This is a genomic window from Pseudomonas sp. Tof1 (assembly GCF_055390395.1).
This window is the reverse complement of the sequence record NZ_AP024344.1, coordinates 606,655-621,372: the sequence shown is the minus strand read 5'-3', so window position 1 is coordinate 621,372 and position 14,718 is coordinate 606,655. Positions and strand designations below refer to the sequence as shown.

12 protein-coding genes are annotated in these 14,718 nt (G+C 63.8%); 4 read left to right on the top strand and 8 right to left on the bottom strand.

Translation table 11 applies throughout. The features are described from left to right. Positions 1–226 precede the first annotated feature (226 nt). Positions 227–1,360: an AGE family epimerase/isomerase gene (locus ACZ5KU_RS02755; RefSeq protein WP_464736805.1), complete on the top strand. Its 1,134-nt coding sequence runs from the start codon at positions 227–229 to the stop codon at positions 1,358–1,360. Between the two features lie 71 nt (positions 1,361–1,431). Here ACZ5KU_RS02755 and ACZ5KU_RS02750 read toward each other — a convergent pair whose 3' ends face one another. From ACZ5KU_RS02750 to amaB, 8 genes are all read right to left on the bottom strand, one after another. Beyond that, positions 1,432–2,196 carry an SDR family oxidoreductase gene (locus ACZ5KU_RS02750; protein ID WP_054059818.1) on the bottom strand — a complete coding sequence of 255 codons (765 nt, stop codon included), beginning with the start codon at positions 2,194–2,196 and terminating at the stop codon, positions 1,432–1,434. Between the two features lie 736 nt (positions 2,197–2,932). Beyond that, complete coding sequence (locus ACZ5KU_RS02745) at positions 2,933–3,649, bottom strand: ABC transporter ATP-binding protein (RefSeq protein ID WP_054062151.1); 717 nt, start codon at positions 3,647–3,649, stop codon at positions 2,933–2,935. Next, a complete protein-coding gene (locus tag ACZ5KU_RS02740) occupies positions 3,646–4,521 on the bottom strand; it encodes an ABC transporter ATP-binding protein (protein WP_054059816.1) in 876 nt (291 codons plus the stop codon). The genes ACZ5KU_RS02745 and ACZ5KU_RS02740 overlap by 4 nt, the downstream gene beginning before the upstream one ends. Next, positions 4,518–5,816, bottom strand: coding sequence for a high-affinity branched-chain amino acid ABC transporter permease LivM (gene livM, locus ACZ5KU_RS02735; protein WP_054059815.1), 1,299 nt, complete (start codon positions 5,814–5,816; stop codon positions 4,518–4,520). The genes ACZ5KU_RS02740 and livM overlap by 4 nt, the downstream gene beginning before the upstream one ends. A gap of 3 nt (positions 5,817–5,819) precedes the next feature. Beyond that, entirely contained in the window at positions 5,820–6,734 is a 915-nt protein-coding gene (locus ACZ5KU_RS02730; RefSeq protein ID WP_054059814.1) for an ABC transporter permease subunit, read from the bottom strand. 169 nt (positions 6,735–6,903) lie between these two features. Continuing rightward, positions 6,904–8,037 (bottom strand): branched-chain amino acid ABC transporter substrate-binding protein, encoded by a 1,134-nt coding sequence (locus ACZ5KU_RS02725; protein WP_054062150.1) that lies wholly within the window; start codon positions 8,035–8,037, stop codon positions 6,904–6,906. Between the two features lie 361 nt (positions 8,038–8,398). Then, on the bottom strand, positions 8,399–9,682 hold the full coding sequence (gene amaA / locus ACZ5KU_RS02720) for an L-pipecolate oxidase (RefSeq protein ID WP_464736804.1): 1,284 nt from the start codon (positions 9,680–9,682) through the stop codon (positions 8,399–8,401). Positions 9,683–9,785: 103 nt separating this feature from the next. Continuing rightward, a complete protein-coding gene (gene amaB, locus ACZ5KU_RS02715) occupies positions 9,786–11,276 on the bottom strand; it encodes an L-piperidine-6-carboxylate dehydrogenase (protein WP_054062148.1) in 1,491 nt (496 codons plus the stop codon). Between the two features lie 140 nt (positions 11,277–11,416). Here amaB and ACZ5KU_RS02710 point away from each other — a divergent pair, with 140 nt between their 5' ends. The 3 genes from ACZ5KU_RS02710 (at position 11,417) to nadE (ending at position 14,631) form a co-directional block, all read left to right on the top strand. Next, on the top strand, positions 11,417–12,322 hold the full coding sequence (locus tag ACZ5KU_RS02710; RefSeq protein ID WP_054058671.1) for a LysR family transcriptional regulator: 906 nt from the start codon (positions 11,417–11,419) through the stop codon (positions 12,320–12,322). A gap of 245 nt (positions 12,323–12,567) precedes the next feature. Beyond that, a complete protein-coding gene (gene pncB / locus ACZ5KU_RS02705; RefSeq protein ID WP_054058670.1) occupies positions 12,568–13,767 on the top strand; it encodes a nicotinate phosphoribosyltransferase in 1,200 nt (399 codons plus the stop codon). 36 nt (positions 13,768–13,803) lie between these two features. Continuing rightward, complete coding sequence (gene nadE / locus ACZ5KU_RS02700) at positions 13,804–14,631, top strand: ammonia-dependent NAD(+) synthetase (RefSeq protein WP_054062146.1); 828 nt, start codon at positions 13,804–13,806, stop codon at positions 14,629–14,631. The last annotated feature ends 87 nt before the right edge of the window (positions 14,632–14,718 follow it).

The window sequence follows — 14,718 nt, the reverse complement described above, 5'->3', positions numbered from 1 at the left end:
CGGGCAAGCCCGGCTTCTGCAGGAGCTGTGTCGAACGCATCACGGCGGCACAGCATGACCTTGTAGGAGCCTGGCTTGCCCGCAAATGGGCCTGCCCCCCTCTCGGCTTACCTCCCCTTGCCTGCCCAGACCAGGTACTGCCTACCTCGGAAAAGCCACTGATCTGACACGACGACAAGTCGCCTGCTACCATGTTGCGCACACTCCTGCCCGACGACTCCTGCCGATGCCTGATGTTTCCAGCTCTGCCGCCGCCTCCGAATCGAAGAGCCTGTTCACCACCGTGCAACAGCACTTGCGCCAGGTAATCATCCCCCTGTGGCAAGGCCCCGGCTGGAATGCCGAACTGGCGCTGCCGTATGAGGCGCTGGACGCCGAGCACCGCCCGCTGCCGCCACAACGCTATCGCGCCATGGCCTGCGCCCGGCAGCTGTACCTGTTCTCCAGCCTGATCGGCGATGCCGCCTTCCCCGGCGCGGGCACTCGCGCCGCCGCCCTGTTCCGCTCGCTGCAGCGGCATTTCCATGATGCCGAGCACGGTGGCTGGTTCTACAGCATCGACCCACAGGGCGCCCCGCTGGACACCCGCAAGGACCTCTATACCCACGCCTTCATCCTGTTCGCCTGCGCTCATTACTGGGCCAAGGTCCGAGAACCGCTGGTGGAGTCGGTACTCGATGCCGCACTGGAAGTGATTGCCGTACGCTTCGCCACCGGTGACGGCCTCTACGAGGCGGACCTGACCCGCGACTGGTCGTCGCTCGGCAGCGGACCGTTGCAGAACCCCCTGATGCACCTGACCGAAGCCTTCCTGGCCACCCTTGCGGCACGCGAGGATGCCCGCGTACAGGCCGACATGCTGACGCTGGTCGCGGCCCTGCAGAAACGCTTCGTCGATCGCCAGCACGGGGTGATCCTGGAAAAGCCGCTGGGCACTGTGGATAACTGGTTCGAGCCGGGTCATCAGTTCGAGTGGATGTTCCTGCTCGAATCCTCGGCCGTGCTGCGTGACAGCGCCCTGCACCAGTCCCTGCAACGGGGTTTCGCCTATGCCGAGCAGACCGGTGTCGACCCGCGCAGCGGAGCCGTCAGCGCGATGCTGGCCATCGATGGGACACTGCGCGACGCGACCCAGCGGATCTGGGCGCAGGCCGAATACCTGCGGGCGCTGACCCTGCGTGTGGATAACTCGGCGCGCCTGCAGCGCCAGCTCCGGGCCCTGCACGCACAGTTCATGCACCCGGGCGGCTGGCATGAATGCCTGGATGCACAGGGTGTGGTCAGCCGCGCGGACATGCCGTCGACCACGCCCTATCATCTGGCGACCTGCCTGTACGGCCTGGCCGACCATCTGGGCTGATCACCCGCAAGCCGGCGGCCGATACGGTTACTGTGGGAGCCCGCAAGCCGGCTCCCACGATCACCTGGGTTTCAGGCCTTGTCGCGCTCGATGGCGAACCCGGCCCAGGTCTGGCTCACCGGCATCAGTTCCAGGCTGTTGATGTTGACGTGAGCCGGTGTGTTGAGCACCCAGAAGATGGTCTCGGCGATGTCCTGCGGCTGGATCGGCTCGGCGCCGGCGTAGGTGGCGTCGTAGCGCGCCTGGTCACCGCCGAAACGCACCAGCGAGAACTCGCTTTCACACAACCCCGGCTCGATGTTGGTCACCCGCACGCCCGTGCCCTGCAGGTCGCAACGCAGGTTCAGGGAGAACTGTTTGACGAACGCCTTGCTCGCGCCATACACGTGGCTGCCCGGGTACGGGTACTTGCCGGCGATCGAACCGAGGTTGACGATGCTGGCGCCACGGCCATGAGCGATCAGCCGCGGCAGCAGCAGGCGGGTGCTGTACATCAGGCCCTTGATGTTGGTGTCGACCATGGTGTCCCAGTCGTCCAGGTCGCACTTGGGCGCGGGGTCGACGCCCAGGGCCAGGCCGGCGTTGTTGATCAGCCCACGTAGTTTGGCGAAGCTCGGTGGCAGGTTGGCGATGGCCTCTTCCATGGCCTTGCGGTCACGCACGTCGAGCACCAGGCCATGCACTTCGGTCTGCTGGGAAAGCTCGGCGCACAGGGCATTCAGACGCTCTTCGCGACGCCCGGTCAGCACCAGTTTCCAGCCGGCCTCGGCAAAACGACGGGCACACGCCTCGCCAAAACCGGAAGTGGCGCCCGTGATAAACAGCGTGGATGTCATCGTGTTCTCCTAGCTAAACGCGGTTACAGCCTGAAATAAGGTCGTTCGCCGCCCAGCATGCCCGGCCCGGCGGAGGCCAGCAACTGTGCCGCGTGTTCAACGCAAGGCTGTACAAAAAACGCTCAAAGCTCTACAGCCCAAGCCAGCCGTGGCCTGGCGCCGGATGTACGCATCTTATCCACAGTCCCTTCCACAATCTCTGGGGGCAAGTCGAACAGCGCCAGGCCGCTATCCACAAGGCCTGCAGCACTGTTTTAAAAGTTTTTCGCTTGACCCCGGGCAAGCCCATGTGCAGCCATCGGCCATCGCGACCCACCGATGGGTTTCCGCAGGCTGGCGCCAAGCCAGTAGCTACGCCGCCCACGGCGGTCTTTCCAGAGTTTGCCCACAGAGTTATCCACAGGCTTCCCCGAGCACTTGCCGGGCGAGCGCGACACTCATAAACCTGTTGACAAATGTCTTTCGAGCTTACCGAAAAACGGCTGATCAAAAAACAGACAAACCTCTACAGGCCACGGCCCACAAGGCCTCCAGCCAGCTACTCCCACGTTACCCACAGCCGATTCCACAGCAAACGGGGACAAGTCAAAACGGTGACAAAACAACTGTTTGCAGCGGTTTCATGTCGCACCCCACGAAGTTTTGCCCGGCGTTTTCCACAATTCGCCCCTGGCGCTGTGGATATGAAAAAAGCCCCGGACCGGTCAAGGTCACGGGGCGTTCCTGTGGACCCGGATCAGTGCCCGCCCAGATACGCGTTGCGCACCTCCTCGTTGGCCAGCAGTTCCTTGCCGGTACCGCTGAGACGGATCTGCCCGTTGACCATCACGTAGGCCCGGTCCGAGAGCCTGAGCGCATGGTTGGCGTTCTGCTCGACCAGGAAGATGGTCATCCCCGAGGCAGCCAGTTCGCGCAGGGTGGCGAAGATCTGCTTCACCACGATCGGCGCCAGGCCCAGGCTCGGTTCATCGAGCAGCAGCAGCTTGGGTCGGCTCATCAGCGCCCGGGCGATGGCGAGCATCTGCTGCTCGCCGCCGGACATGGTCATGGCCCGCTGGTTGCGCCGCTCCCTGAGCCGCGGAAACAGCTCGAACATGCGCTGCATGTCCTCGCTGGCGAACTGGTCGCCAATGGGGATGGTGCCCATCAGCAGGTTCTCTTCCACAGTCATGTCGGGGAACACCCGGCGCCCTTCCGGCGACTGGGCGATACCGTTGGAGGCGATGTAGTGGGAGGACTTGTGGGTGATGTCGATGCCCCGGTAGAGGATCTGCCCGGATGCCGCCCGCGGCTGGCCGAAGATCGACATCAGCAGCGTCGACTTGCCGGCTCCGTTGGAGCCGATCAGGCTGACGGTTTCGCCTTCGTCGATGTGCAACGAGACCTTCTTCAGGGCCTGGATCGGCCCGTAATAGACGTCCAGGTTCTTCAGTTCGAGGATAGCCTGACTCATACCAGTTCCTCTTCATCCGCACCCAGGTAGGCGGCAATCACTTTCGGGTCGTTGCGGATCGCCTCGGGCCCGCCCTGGGCGATCACGTTGCCGTGGTCCAGTACCACGATGTGGTCGGAAATACTCATCACCATGCCCATGTCGTGTTCGATCAGCACCACGGTCAGATCGTGCTCGTCGCGCAGCAGCCGGATCATCGCGCTCAGCGCTTCGGTTTCCTGAGGGTTGAGGCCCGCCGCCGGCTCGTCGAGGCAGATCACCTGCGGCCGCGTGCACATGGCCCGGGCGATCTCCAGGCGGCGTTGCTGGCCGTAGGAGAGCTCGCCGGCCAGGCGGTTGGCGCAGTCCACCAGGTCGACTACCTCCAGCCAGTAGAACGCCGTGTCCAGCGCGTCGCTCTCGGCCTTGCGGTAGCCCCGGGTATTGAGGATGCCGGCCAGCAGGTTGCGGTTGACCCACATGTGCTGGGCCACCAGCAGGTTCTCCAGCACCGACATTTCCTTGAACAGGCGGATGTTCTGGAAGGTCCGTGCCAGCCCCGCACGGTTGACCAGGTGGGTACCGCCGAACATCTTGTAGTACAGCCGGCTGGCGAAGTTCTTCGGCGAAACGAAGTCGCTGGCCCGGAAGGACTCGCCCAGCAGCTGGATGACGTTGGTCTCTCGGCCGCGGGTATTGAGCATGATGCTGCCGCCGGTGGCCTTGTAGAAACCGGTGAGGCAGTTGAACACGGTGGTCTTGCCGGCACCGTTGGGGCCGATCAGGGCGAAGATCGAGTTGCGCTTGACCTGCAGGCTGACGTCGCTGAGGGCCTTGATACCCCCGAAGTGCATCATCAGTTTCTCGACCGAGAGAATGATTTCATCGTTCATTGCGCAGCTCCCTCGTGCAAGACACCCTTACGCGGGGCTACCCCGGTACGACTGATACGGATCAGGCCGCGAGGCCGCCAGATCATCATCAACACCATCAATACGCCGAACAGCAGCACCCGGTACTCGGCGAAGCTGCGCAGCAACTCCGGCGCAACGGTCAGCACGAAGGCGGCGATGACCACGCCGATGGTCGAGCCCATGCCGCCGAGCACGACGATGGCGAGGATCAGCGCCGACTCGAAGAAGGTGAACGAGGTCGGGTTGACGAAGCCCTGGTAGGTGGCGAAGAACACCCCGGCCAAGCCTGCCGTCGAGGCCCCGAGGGTGAATGCCGAGAGCTTGACCAGCACATGGTTCAGGCCCATGGCGCGGCAGGCGATCTCGTCTTCACGCAGGGCCTCCCAGGCCCTGCCGACCGGCATCCGGGTCAACCGGTGCTTGATGTAGAGCACCGCCAGCACCACCAGGAACAGCACGGTGTAGATGAAGTAGAACTTCACGTCCGGGTTGTAGGCGATACCGAAGAACTCGTGGAACGGCACCCCGCCATCCTTCGCCCGCTTGCCGAACTCCAGGCCGAAGAAGGTCGGCAGCGGCGCCGGCATGCCGTTCGGGCCGCCGGTCAGCGACAGCCAGTTGTTGAGCACCAGGCGGATGATCTCGCCAAAACCCAGGGTCACGATCGCCAGGTAGTCGCCATGCAGGCGCAATACCGGGAAACCCAGCACGCAGCCGGCCATGGCCGCGCAGATGGCCGCCAGGGGCAGTACGGTCCAGAAGCCCAGGCCGAGGTACTGGTAACCCAGGGCCAGGCCATAGGCACCGATGGCGTAGAACGCCACGTAGCCGAGGTCGAGCAGGCCCGCGAGGCCGACCACGATGTTCAGGCCGAGGCCGAGCAGCACGTAGATCAGGCCGAGGATCACCACGCCCAGCAGGTAGGAGTTGGAGAACACCGGGAAGACCACCGCGATGGCGATCATGATCGGGATGATCCAGCGCAGGCGCGACTTGTAGTCCGGCGCCAGTACGTGCACCCCCGAACCGCCGCCCTCGAAGCTGTCGAGCAGCCGCTTGCCCTTGGCGGTCTGCAGGTAGAGGCTCAGGGCCAGGCGGCCGAGCATGACGATCGCCACCAGCCAGGCGACACGGGTCGGTTCCAGGTTGAAACTGTAGCCCTCGAGGACGACCCCGACGATCGGGCCGAAGACAATGAGGGCGAGCAGGCCGGCAAGAATGGCATCCACCAGGCTTTTTTTGATATCGAGCTTTTTTTCAGTGGCAGTGGACATGGCTTACACCTTCGACACAAGAGGACGGCCGAGCAGGCCTTGCGGCCGAAAGACCAGGACCAGGACCAGCAGCGAGAAGCTGAACACGTCCTTGTAGTCCGAGTTGACCAACCCGGAGAACAGCGACTCGGAGATCCCGAGGATGATCCCGCCCAGCATCGCTCCCGGCAGTGAGCCGATGCCGCCAAGTACCGCGGCGGTGAAGGCCTTGATGCCGATGACGAAGCCCGCGTAGAAGTCGAACGTGCCGTAGTTCATGGTGATCAGCACACCGGCCAGGGCCGCCATGGCCGCACCGATGACGAACACATAGGAAATGATCCGGTCGGTATTGATCCCGAGGATCGAGGCCATCTTGCGGTCCTGCTGGGTGGCCCGGCACATGCGCCCCAGCCTGGTGTACTTGATGATGTAGGTCAGCACGCCCATGCCGAGGAACGCGGCCACCAGGATGAAGACCTTGGTGTAGGTGAGCTGGACGAAGCCACTGCCGACCTCGATGCGCCAGGCACCGGTGAGCAGTGTGGGAACGCCCTGCTGCCTGGCGCCCTGGCTGATCTGCGCGTAGTTCTGCAGGATCAGCGAAATGCCGATGGCACTGATCAGCGGCGCCAGCCGGGTAGAGTTGCGCAGGGGTTTGTAGGCGATACGCTCGATGGTCCAGCCATACACCCCGGTCACGACGATGGTGAACAGCAGCGTGCCGAGCATCAGCAGCGGGAAGGATTCGATACCGAAGTAGGCCAGCAGGGCCAGACTGATTGCCGAGAGGTAGGCGGAAATCATGTAAACCTCGCCGTGGGCGAAGTTGATCATGCCGATGATGCCATAGACCATTGTGTAGCCGATGGCGATCAGGCCATAGACCGACCCGAGGGTCAGGCCATTGACCAGTTGCTGCAGGAAAATACCATCCATAACGCAATCTCACGCACGTTGAGAGACTGCACAGAAGCCCACCGCGACGGACCGGGGTTCAACCGCCGTCGCAGCACAGCCATGTGCAGTTCTACGAGAAAAGACAGGTAACTGCACGGACACACGTGGCGACCGGCCGACCCGCGCGGGGCCGGCCGATCGGCTCATGTCACTTCTGTTTTTCCAGTTGGTGGTATTTGCCGCTCGCGTCCCACTGGTAGACCACGTAGTCGGAGACTTTCAGGTCGCCCTTGGTGTCCCAGGCCTTTTCGCCCATCACGGTCTTGACCGGATGCGACTTGAGCCATTTGGCGGCGTCTTCGCCCTTGTTGGACTTGGCGCCGTTGAAGCCGGCGGCCAGGGCCTGGATCGAGGCGTAGGCGTACAGGGTGTAGCCTTCAGGCTCGGTGCCGTTCTTGCGGAACTGCTCGACGACCGCCTTGCTGTCGGGCAGCAGGCGTGGGTCGGCGCCGAAGGTCATGTAGACGCCGTCGACGTATTGCGGGCCGCCGGCGGTGGTCACCAGTTCATCGGTCACCACACCGTCGTCGGACATGAACTTGACGTCCTTCAGGCCTTCGGTGCGCAGTTGCTTGACCAGGGGACCGGCTTCCGGATGCAGGCCACCGAAGTAGACCACGTCGGCGCCGGCGGCACGGATCTTGGTCACCAGGGCGCTGAAGTCCTTCTCGCCACGGGTCAGGCCCTCGTAGATCACCGGGGTCACGCCGCGCTTGATCAGTTGCGCCTTGGTGGCGTCGGCCAGGCCCTGGCCATAGGTGTCCTTGTCGTGGATCACCGCGACCTTCTTGCCCTTGAGCACGTCGACGATGTAGTCGCCGGCGACGATGCCCTGCTGGTCGTCACGACCGCACATGCGGAACATCGCGGACAGACCGCGCTCGGTCACCTGCGGGTTGGTGGAACCGGGCGTGATCGCGATGATGCCGGCTTCGTCATAGACTTCCGAGGCCGGGATGGTCGAGGAGGAGCAGAAGTGCCCGACGACACCGGCGACCTGCTTGTTGGTCAGGTCCTTGGCCACCGTTACCGCCTGCTTCGGCTCGCACGCGTCGTCGCCCTTGATCAGGACGATCTTCTCGCCGTTGACCCCGCCTTCCGCGTTGATCACGTCCGCCGCCGCCTGAGCCCCCTTCATGTACTGCTCGCCAAACGCCGCATTGGCACCGGTCATGGGACCGGCCACACCGATTTTCAGATCAGCCTGAGCAAACGCAGAAACACCCAGCGCAGCAGCCACTGCGAGGGCGACACAGCCTTTTTTGTAAAACTTCTGGGACATGAGGTGGTGCTCCAAGTTTTTTTAGTTTGGCACTGCGACTTCACTGAATGCTCAGAGCAAGGGGCGTGCCATCGGTTTTTTGTTCTGAAAAAAGTCACTGTCTTATGGTTTTCTGGACTGTTTCGGGCCCTTTTCAACTGGGCGTGCAACCGTCTAACTCGGCGAAGGTAGAACCTTTTTCAGAAAAAGGTGCAACCCTCAAGTGCCACTACTGCAACCTCGACACACATACGCGTGCAACCACCATGTAACAACATGCGTCACCGAAGTGCACACTCACAGTGCACGACTGCTACATCGCGCACCATATAGGCTAGCCGTAGCCGGTAAAAGCGCCGTCCGGATTGGCGCTTTTGTTGTATCAAATGACGATCCGCAGGCACTGGCCCGCGTGATACAGCGAGAACCCGACCTCGTACAGGCAACTGCGCAGGCCCACCGCCGGTACCGGCCGCATCGGTGCAAAGGGAATCGGCAGGGCCTGAGGATTTCCGTTACACAGGTAGTCGGCGAAGGCCTTGCCGACCACGGTTCCGGTGGTGACGCCCCGTCCGTTGTAGCCGGTGACGGCCACCAGGCCGGGCGCCGGCTCGAACAGCCGCATCAGGTGATCGGGGGTGAAGGCGATGCAGCCGGTCCAGGTACATTCCCAGTCGACCTTTTTCAGGTAGGGGAAATAGTGCTGCTGGATCCGGTCGGCCCAGGCCCGCAGGAACCAGGCGGGTTTCTGGTTGCCATTGCCGAGGCTGCCCAGCAGCAGCCGGCCGTCGGCATCGCGGCGGATGCTGCTGAGCACCTGGCGGGTGTCCCAGGAGCCCTGCCCGCCCGGCAGGATCCGTTTCGCCGCGTCATCGTCCAGCGGGACGGAAGCGACCTGATAGTAGTAACCGGGGAAGAAATTGCGCCGCAGCTCGGTCCACTCGCCTTCGGTGTAGGCATTGGAGGCCATCACCACCTGTTCGGCAGTGACCGCGCCGTCGGCTGTCTGCACCGACCAGCGCTGGCCCTGGCGCTCCAGCCGGGTGACCGGCGACTGGTCGAACAATCGGGCACCCAGCCCGACGGCGGCCTTGGCCAGGCCCGAGGTGTAGGCCATCGGATTGAGGGTGCCGGCCCGCCGGTCGAGCAGGGCGGCGGCAATCTTGCGCGTACCGGTGGCGGCTTCGCAGGCGCTGCCGGTCAGCAGCTCCACCGGGGCGCCGCGACGCTTCCACTGTTGCTCGCGACTGCGCAGGTCAGCCTCGCCACGGGCATTGTGGGCCATATGCAAGGTGCCTTCGCGGCGCAGTTGGCAATCGATGCCGTATTTGTCGACCAGGCTGAACACCAGCGCCGGGGCGCCGCCGAGCATGCGATTGAGCTGGCTGCCGACGGCCTCGCCGAAACCGGCCTCGATATCGTCCGGAGGAATCCACAACCCGGCGTTGACCAGGCCGACATTGCGCCCGGAGCCACCATGCCCGGTGCGATGAGCCTCCAGCACGCAGACGCTCTTGCCCTGCTCACGCAGGTGAATCGCGGCCGACAGCCCGGTAATGCCGGCGCCGATGACACAGACGTCGACGCTCAGCTCACCCTTGAAGCGCGGCGCCTCGGGCCGCTGGGGCGTGAGCTTTTCCCATAGACATTCTTCACGTAACACCATTGCCAGACTCCGAAAATGAAACCCAACAGCCACCTGAACCCAACGCACCGCCGGCTCCTACAGGGACAAACCCGACCCAAGAGGGCCTGGGCGCTACACCGACTCAGTCAAAGACGATGCCCTGAGCCAACGGCAGTTCCCGCGAGTAGTTGACGGTGTTGGTCTGGCGCCGCATGTAGCCGCGCCAGGCATCGGAACCCGACTCACGACCACCGCCGGTCTCCTTCTCGCCACCGAACGCGCCGCCGATCTCCGCACCGCTGGGGCCGATGTTGACGTTGGCGATGCCACAGTCGCTGCCCACCGCCGACATGAACAGCTCGGCCTCGCGCACGTCGGTGGTGAAGATGCACGAGGACAGCCCCTGGGGCACCGCATTGTTCAGGCGCAGGGCCTCGGCGAAGTCGCTGTAGCCGATCACGTAGAGGATCGGGGCGAAGGTCTCGTGCCGGACCACATCGCTCTGCTCGGGCATCTCGACGATGGCCGGCGAGACGTAATAGGCATCGGGGAACTGCTCCTGCAGTTGGCGCTGGCCGCCGAACACCCGACCGCCCTCGCTCAGGGCCTGTTCGAGGGCGTCCTGCATGGCATCGAAACCGTGCCTGTCGATCAGTGGGCCGACCAGGTTGCCCTCCAGCGGGTGGCCGATGCGCACCTTGGCATAGGCGGCCTTGAGCCGGCTGACGATCTCGTCCTTGACCGACTCGTGGGCGATCAGCCGGCGCAGGGTGGTGCAACGCTGGCCGGCGGTGCCGACGGCGCTGAACAGGATGGCCCGCACCGCCATGTCCAGGTCGGCGCTGGGGCCGAGGATCATCGCGTTGTTGCCGCCCAGCTCGAGGATGCTGCGGGCGAAACGGGCGGCCACCTTGGGCGCCACCTCGCGTCCCATGCGGGTGCTGCCGGTGGCGCTGACCAGGGCCACGCGCGGGTCGTCGACCAGGGCTTCGCCGGCGTCGCGGCCACCGATGACGACCTGGCTGAGGTACGGCGGCGCATCGCTGAAATTCTTCAGCACGCGCTCGAACAGGGCCTGGCAGGCCAGTGCGGTCAGCGGCGTCTTTTCCGACGGTTTCCAGATCACCGGGTTGCCGCAGACCAGCGCCAGCGCCGTGTTCCAGGCCCAGACCGCGACCGGGAAGTTGAAGGCACTGATCACCCCGACCACGCCCAGCGGATGCCAGGTCTCACGCATATGATGGCCAGGACGCTCCGAAGCGATGGTCAAGCCGTACAACTGGCGCGACAGGCCGACCGCGAAGTCGCAGATATCGATCATTTCCTGCACTTCCCCCAGGCCTTCCTGGGTGATCTTGCCGGCTTCCCAGGACACCAGTTCGCCGAGGTCGGCCTTGTACTGTCGCAGCAATTCGCCGAACTGGCGCACCAGCTCGCCACGGCGCGGCGCCGGCACTTGGCGCCAGGCCTCGAAGGCCCGCTCGGCGCGCCCGACCTGCTGCTCGACCTCGGCCGGTCCCTGCCAGTTCACGGCGCCGATGCGGCTGCCGTCGATCGGCGAATGCACGGGCTGCCTGCCCTGTTGAGACAGCGCCGGGTCAACACCAAGACGATCGAGCAATGCGGCAACCATGGGATCATTCCTCCAGACGAAAATCGGAAAACTTCAGGTTGTAGTTGTAGCGACCTTCGGACTTGCCAACAAACGACGATTAGGCGAGATATCATTCCGTTTATTCATGCTGCGCAAGAAACAGAAGAAAAGGCCCGTTCATGCTGAATAAAAGACACCTGCCCTCGATCACCGCCCTGCAGTGTTTCGAGGCCGTTACCCGGCACTTGAGCTTCACCCGCGCGGCAGAGGAGCTGAACCTGACCCAGAGCGCGGTCAGCAAGCAGGTCGCGCAGCTTGAAGAACTGCTCCAGCACCTGCTGTTCCGCCGGGTGCGCCGACGCCTGCAACTGACGCCGGCGGGAAACCTGTACCTGGTGGAAGTCCGAAAAATCCTGACCCAGATGGAGATGTCGACCCACTACCTGCGCTCCTACGGTGGCGAAACCGAAGTCCTGCGGGTTTCCACGCCGCCGACATTCGGTGCCCGCTGGCTGGTGCCACGCCTCAAGGGCTGGCGCCTGCGTCATCCGCATATCCACCTGGACCTGTGCAGCGAACAGGACGCCGACGACCTGCTGCAGGGACGCAGCGACCTGGCATTCTTTTTCGGCCAGGGTTCGCGGCCGGGCACTGAGTGCCTGAAGCTGTTCAGCGAAGAGCTGGTGCCGGTCTGTGCCCCCTCCAGCCTGCCCGGACAGCCATTCGAAGACCCGACGCAACTGAGCGAACTGGTCCTGCTGCAGAACGCCTCTCGGCCCCAGGCCTGGCATGACTGGTTCGAGCACCAGGGCTATCACACCGAACACAGCTACCACGGGCCACGCTTCGAGACCTTCTACATGTGCATTCGCGCGGCGCAGGTCGGCTGTGGGGTGGCCCTGCTGCCGCGCTTTCTGGTGGAGGAGGAACTGGCCGACGGCAAGCTGGTGATCCCCTGGCCGCATGCGATGCCCAGCCGTGACGCCTATTACCTGGCGTACCCGGAGCACTCGGCGGAAGTACCGAAGGTGAAGAATTTCGTGCAGTGGATGCAGGAGCAGATCGACGATCCTTCGCAGGCCTGAGGAGTCTGGAGGTCATCGAGATTGGCGGTGGTCTTGAGAACGCTTTCGCGGGCAAGCCCTGCTCCTACAGGAGAGATGTCGAGCACGACATTGATGTACGACATCGTTCTGCAGGAGCGTGGCTTGCCCGCGAATAGGCCCGCAATGCCAGCAAAAATCGCTGGTAAAACCACCCCCTGATATGCGCCACTAGCGCCATTCACCCAAAAGCTGCCGCAACGCCGACCGGCATGGAGACACCCGTTATGAGCGATAAGGCCTTTGGCGATCGCATCGTGCAGAACCTGCTCGACACCGACTTCTACAAACTGACCATGATGCAGGCGGTACTGCACAACTATCCCAACGTCGAAGTCGAATGGGATTTCCGCTGCCGCAACAGCGAGGACCTGCAACCCTACCTGGCGGAGATCCGCTATCAGATCGAGCGCCTCGCCGAACTGAGCCTGAGCATGGACCAGTTGGGCTTCCTCGAACGCATCAGCTTTCTCAAGCCGGACTTCCTGCGCTTCCTCGGCCTGTTCCGCTTCAACCTGCGCTACGTACACACCGGCATCGAGAACGGCGAACTGTTCATCCGCCTGCGCGGCCCCTGGCTGCATGTGATCCTGTTCGAGGTGCCGCTGCTGGCGATCGTCAGCGAGGTGCGCAACCGCTATCGCTACCAGGAGACCGAACTGAAACAGGCCCGCGAACAGCTGTACCGCAAGTTCGACTGGCTGACCGCCAACGCCAGTGCCGACGAGCTGGCGCACCTGCAAGTCGCCGACTTCGGCACCCGTCGGCGGTTTTCCTACCGCGTCCAGGAAGAAGTGGTGAGCGTGCTCAAGCATGACTTCCCCGGACGCTTCGTCGGCACCAGCAACGTGCACCTGGCCCGTGAATTCGACATGAAGCCGCTCGGCACCATGGCCCACGAGTGGATCATGGCCCACCAGCAACTCGGCCCGCGGCTGATCGACAGCCAGATCGCCGCACTCGATTGCTGGGTCCGCGAGTACCGCGGCCTGCTGGGGATCGCGCTGACCGACTGCATCACCACCGACGCCTTCCTGAAGGATTTCGACCTGTACTTCGCCAAGCTGTTCGACGGCTTGCGCCATGATTCGGGCGACCCGGTACAGTGGGGTGAAAAATGCATAGCCCGTTATCACCAGTTGGGCATCGACCCGATGAGCAAGACCCTGGTGTTCTCCGACAGCCTCAACCTGCCCAAGGCCCTGGAGATATTCCGGGCGCTGCGCGGTCGGATCAATGTCAGCTTCGGCATCGGCACCAACCTCACCTGCGACATTCCCGGGGTGGAACCGATGAGCATCGTGCTTAAAATGACCGCCTGCAACGGCCAGCCCGTGGCGAAGATCTCCGATGAACCGGGCAAGGCTCAGTGCAAGGACCCGAATTTCGTCTCCTACCTGCGCCATGTGTTCCAGGTGGCCGATTAATCCGTTTTCGATCGAATCCTACGCAAGGAGTGAATCATGCAAGCCGTACAGCGCCAGATTGCTGAACAGCTCAAGGTCCAGCCGCCGTTCGCCGACCAGGCCGCCCTCGAGGCCGAGGTCGCCCGGCGCATCACCTTCATCCAGAACTGCTTGCAGAACTCGGGCCTCAAGAGCCTGGTGCTGGGCATCAGCGGCGGCGTCGACTCGCTGACCGCCGGTTTGCTGGCGCAGCGCGCCGTGCGTGAACTGCGGGAGCGCACCGGTGATGAGCAGTATCGCTTCATCGCGGTGCGCCTGCCCTACGAAGTCCAGTTCGACGAACACGACGCCACGGCGTCGGTGGACTTCATCGACCCCGACGAGCGCCATACCGTGAACATCGGCCCGGCGGTCAAGGCGCTGGCCGCGGAAGTGGCGGCGTTCGAAGGCAAGGCCGCCGTCTCGCGGGACTTCGTGCTCGGCAACACCAAGGCGCGCATGCGCATGGTCGCCCAGTACACCATCGCCGGTGCCGCCAACGGCCTGGTGATCGGCACCGACCACGCGGCGGAAGCGGTGATGGGCTTCTTCACCAAGTTCGGTGACGGCGCCTGCGACCTGGCGCCGCTGAGCGGGCTGGTGAAGAACCAGGTCCGGGCCATTGCCCGCAGCTTCGGCGCCCCCGAGTCGCTGGTGGAGAAAGTCCCGACCGCCGACCTGGAAGACCTGGCACCCGGCAAGCCGGACGAGGCCTCCCATGGCGTGACCTATGCCGAGATCGACGCGTTCCTGCACGGCCAGCCCGTGCGCCAGGAAGCCTTCGACATCATCTGCCGGACCTACGAAAAGACCCGGCACAAGCGCGAGCTGCCGTTCGCACCGTGAGGAGACGCAACGTGGCGGGCTTGCCGGCTCGCCACGACGCCCGGACCAGCCTCGGAATGACAGTTTCAAAGGACTGATGCCGGCCAG

What these genes read in the sequence shown, in the direction of transcription:
- livM (WP_054059815.1), bottom strand. Translation starts at nt 5,816, where the DNA reads ATGTCCACTGCCACTGAAAAAAAGCTCGATATCAAAAAAAGCCTGGTG.
- nadE (WP_054062146.1), top strand. Translation starts at nt 13,804, where the DNA reads ATGCAAGCCGTACAGCGCCAGATTGCTGAACAGCTCAAGGTCCAGCCG.
- ACZ5KU_RS02740 (WP_054059816.1), bottom strand. Translation starts at nt 4,521, where the DNA reads ATGAACGATGAAATCATTCTCTCGGTCGAGAAACTGATGATGCACTTC.
- amaB (WP_054062148.1), bottom strand. Translation starts at nt 11,276, where the DNA reads ATGGTTGCCGCATTGCTCGATCGTCTTGGTGTTGACCCGGCGCTGTCT.
- ACZ5KU_RS02725 (WP_054062150.1), bottom strand. Translation starts at nt 8,037, where the DNA reads ATGTCCCAGAAGTTTTACAAAAAAGGCTGTGTCGCCCTCGCAGTGGCT.
- pncB (WP_054058670.1), top strand. Translation starts at nt 12,568, where the DNA reads ATGAGCGATAAGGCCTTTGGCGATCGCATCGTGCAGAACCTGCTCGAC.
- ACZ5KU_RS02745 (WP_054062151.1), bottom strand. Translation starts at nt 3,649, where the DNA reads ATGAGTCAGGCTATCCTCGAACTGAAGAACCTGGACGTCTATTACGGG.
- ACZ5KU_RS02755 (WP_464736805.1), top strand. Translation starts at nt 227, where the DNA reads ATGCCTGATGTTTCCAGCTCTGCCGCCGCCTCCGAATCGAAGAGCCTG.
- ACZ5KU_RS02710 (WP_054058671.1), top strand. Translation starts at nt 11,417, where the DNA reads ATGCTGAATAAAAGACACCTGCCCTCGATCACCGCCCTGCAGTGTTTC.
- ACZ5KU_RS02750 (WP_054059818.1), bottom strand. Translation starts at nt 2,196, where the DNA reads ATGACATCCACGCTGTTTATCACGGGCGCCACTTCCGGTTTTGGCGAG.
- amaA (WP_464736804.1), bottom strand. Translation starts at nt 9,682, where the DNA reads ATGGTGTTACGTGAAGAATGTCTATGGGAAAAGCTCACGCCCCAGCGG.
- ACZ5KU_RS02730 (WP_054059814.1), bottom strand. Translation starts at nt 6,734, where the DNA reads ATGGATGGTATTTTCCTGCAGCAACTGGTCAATGGCCTGACCCTCGGG.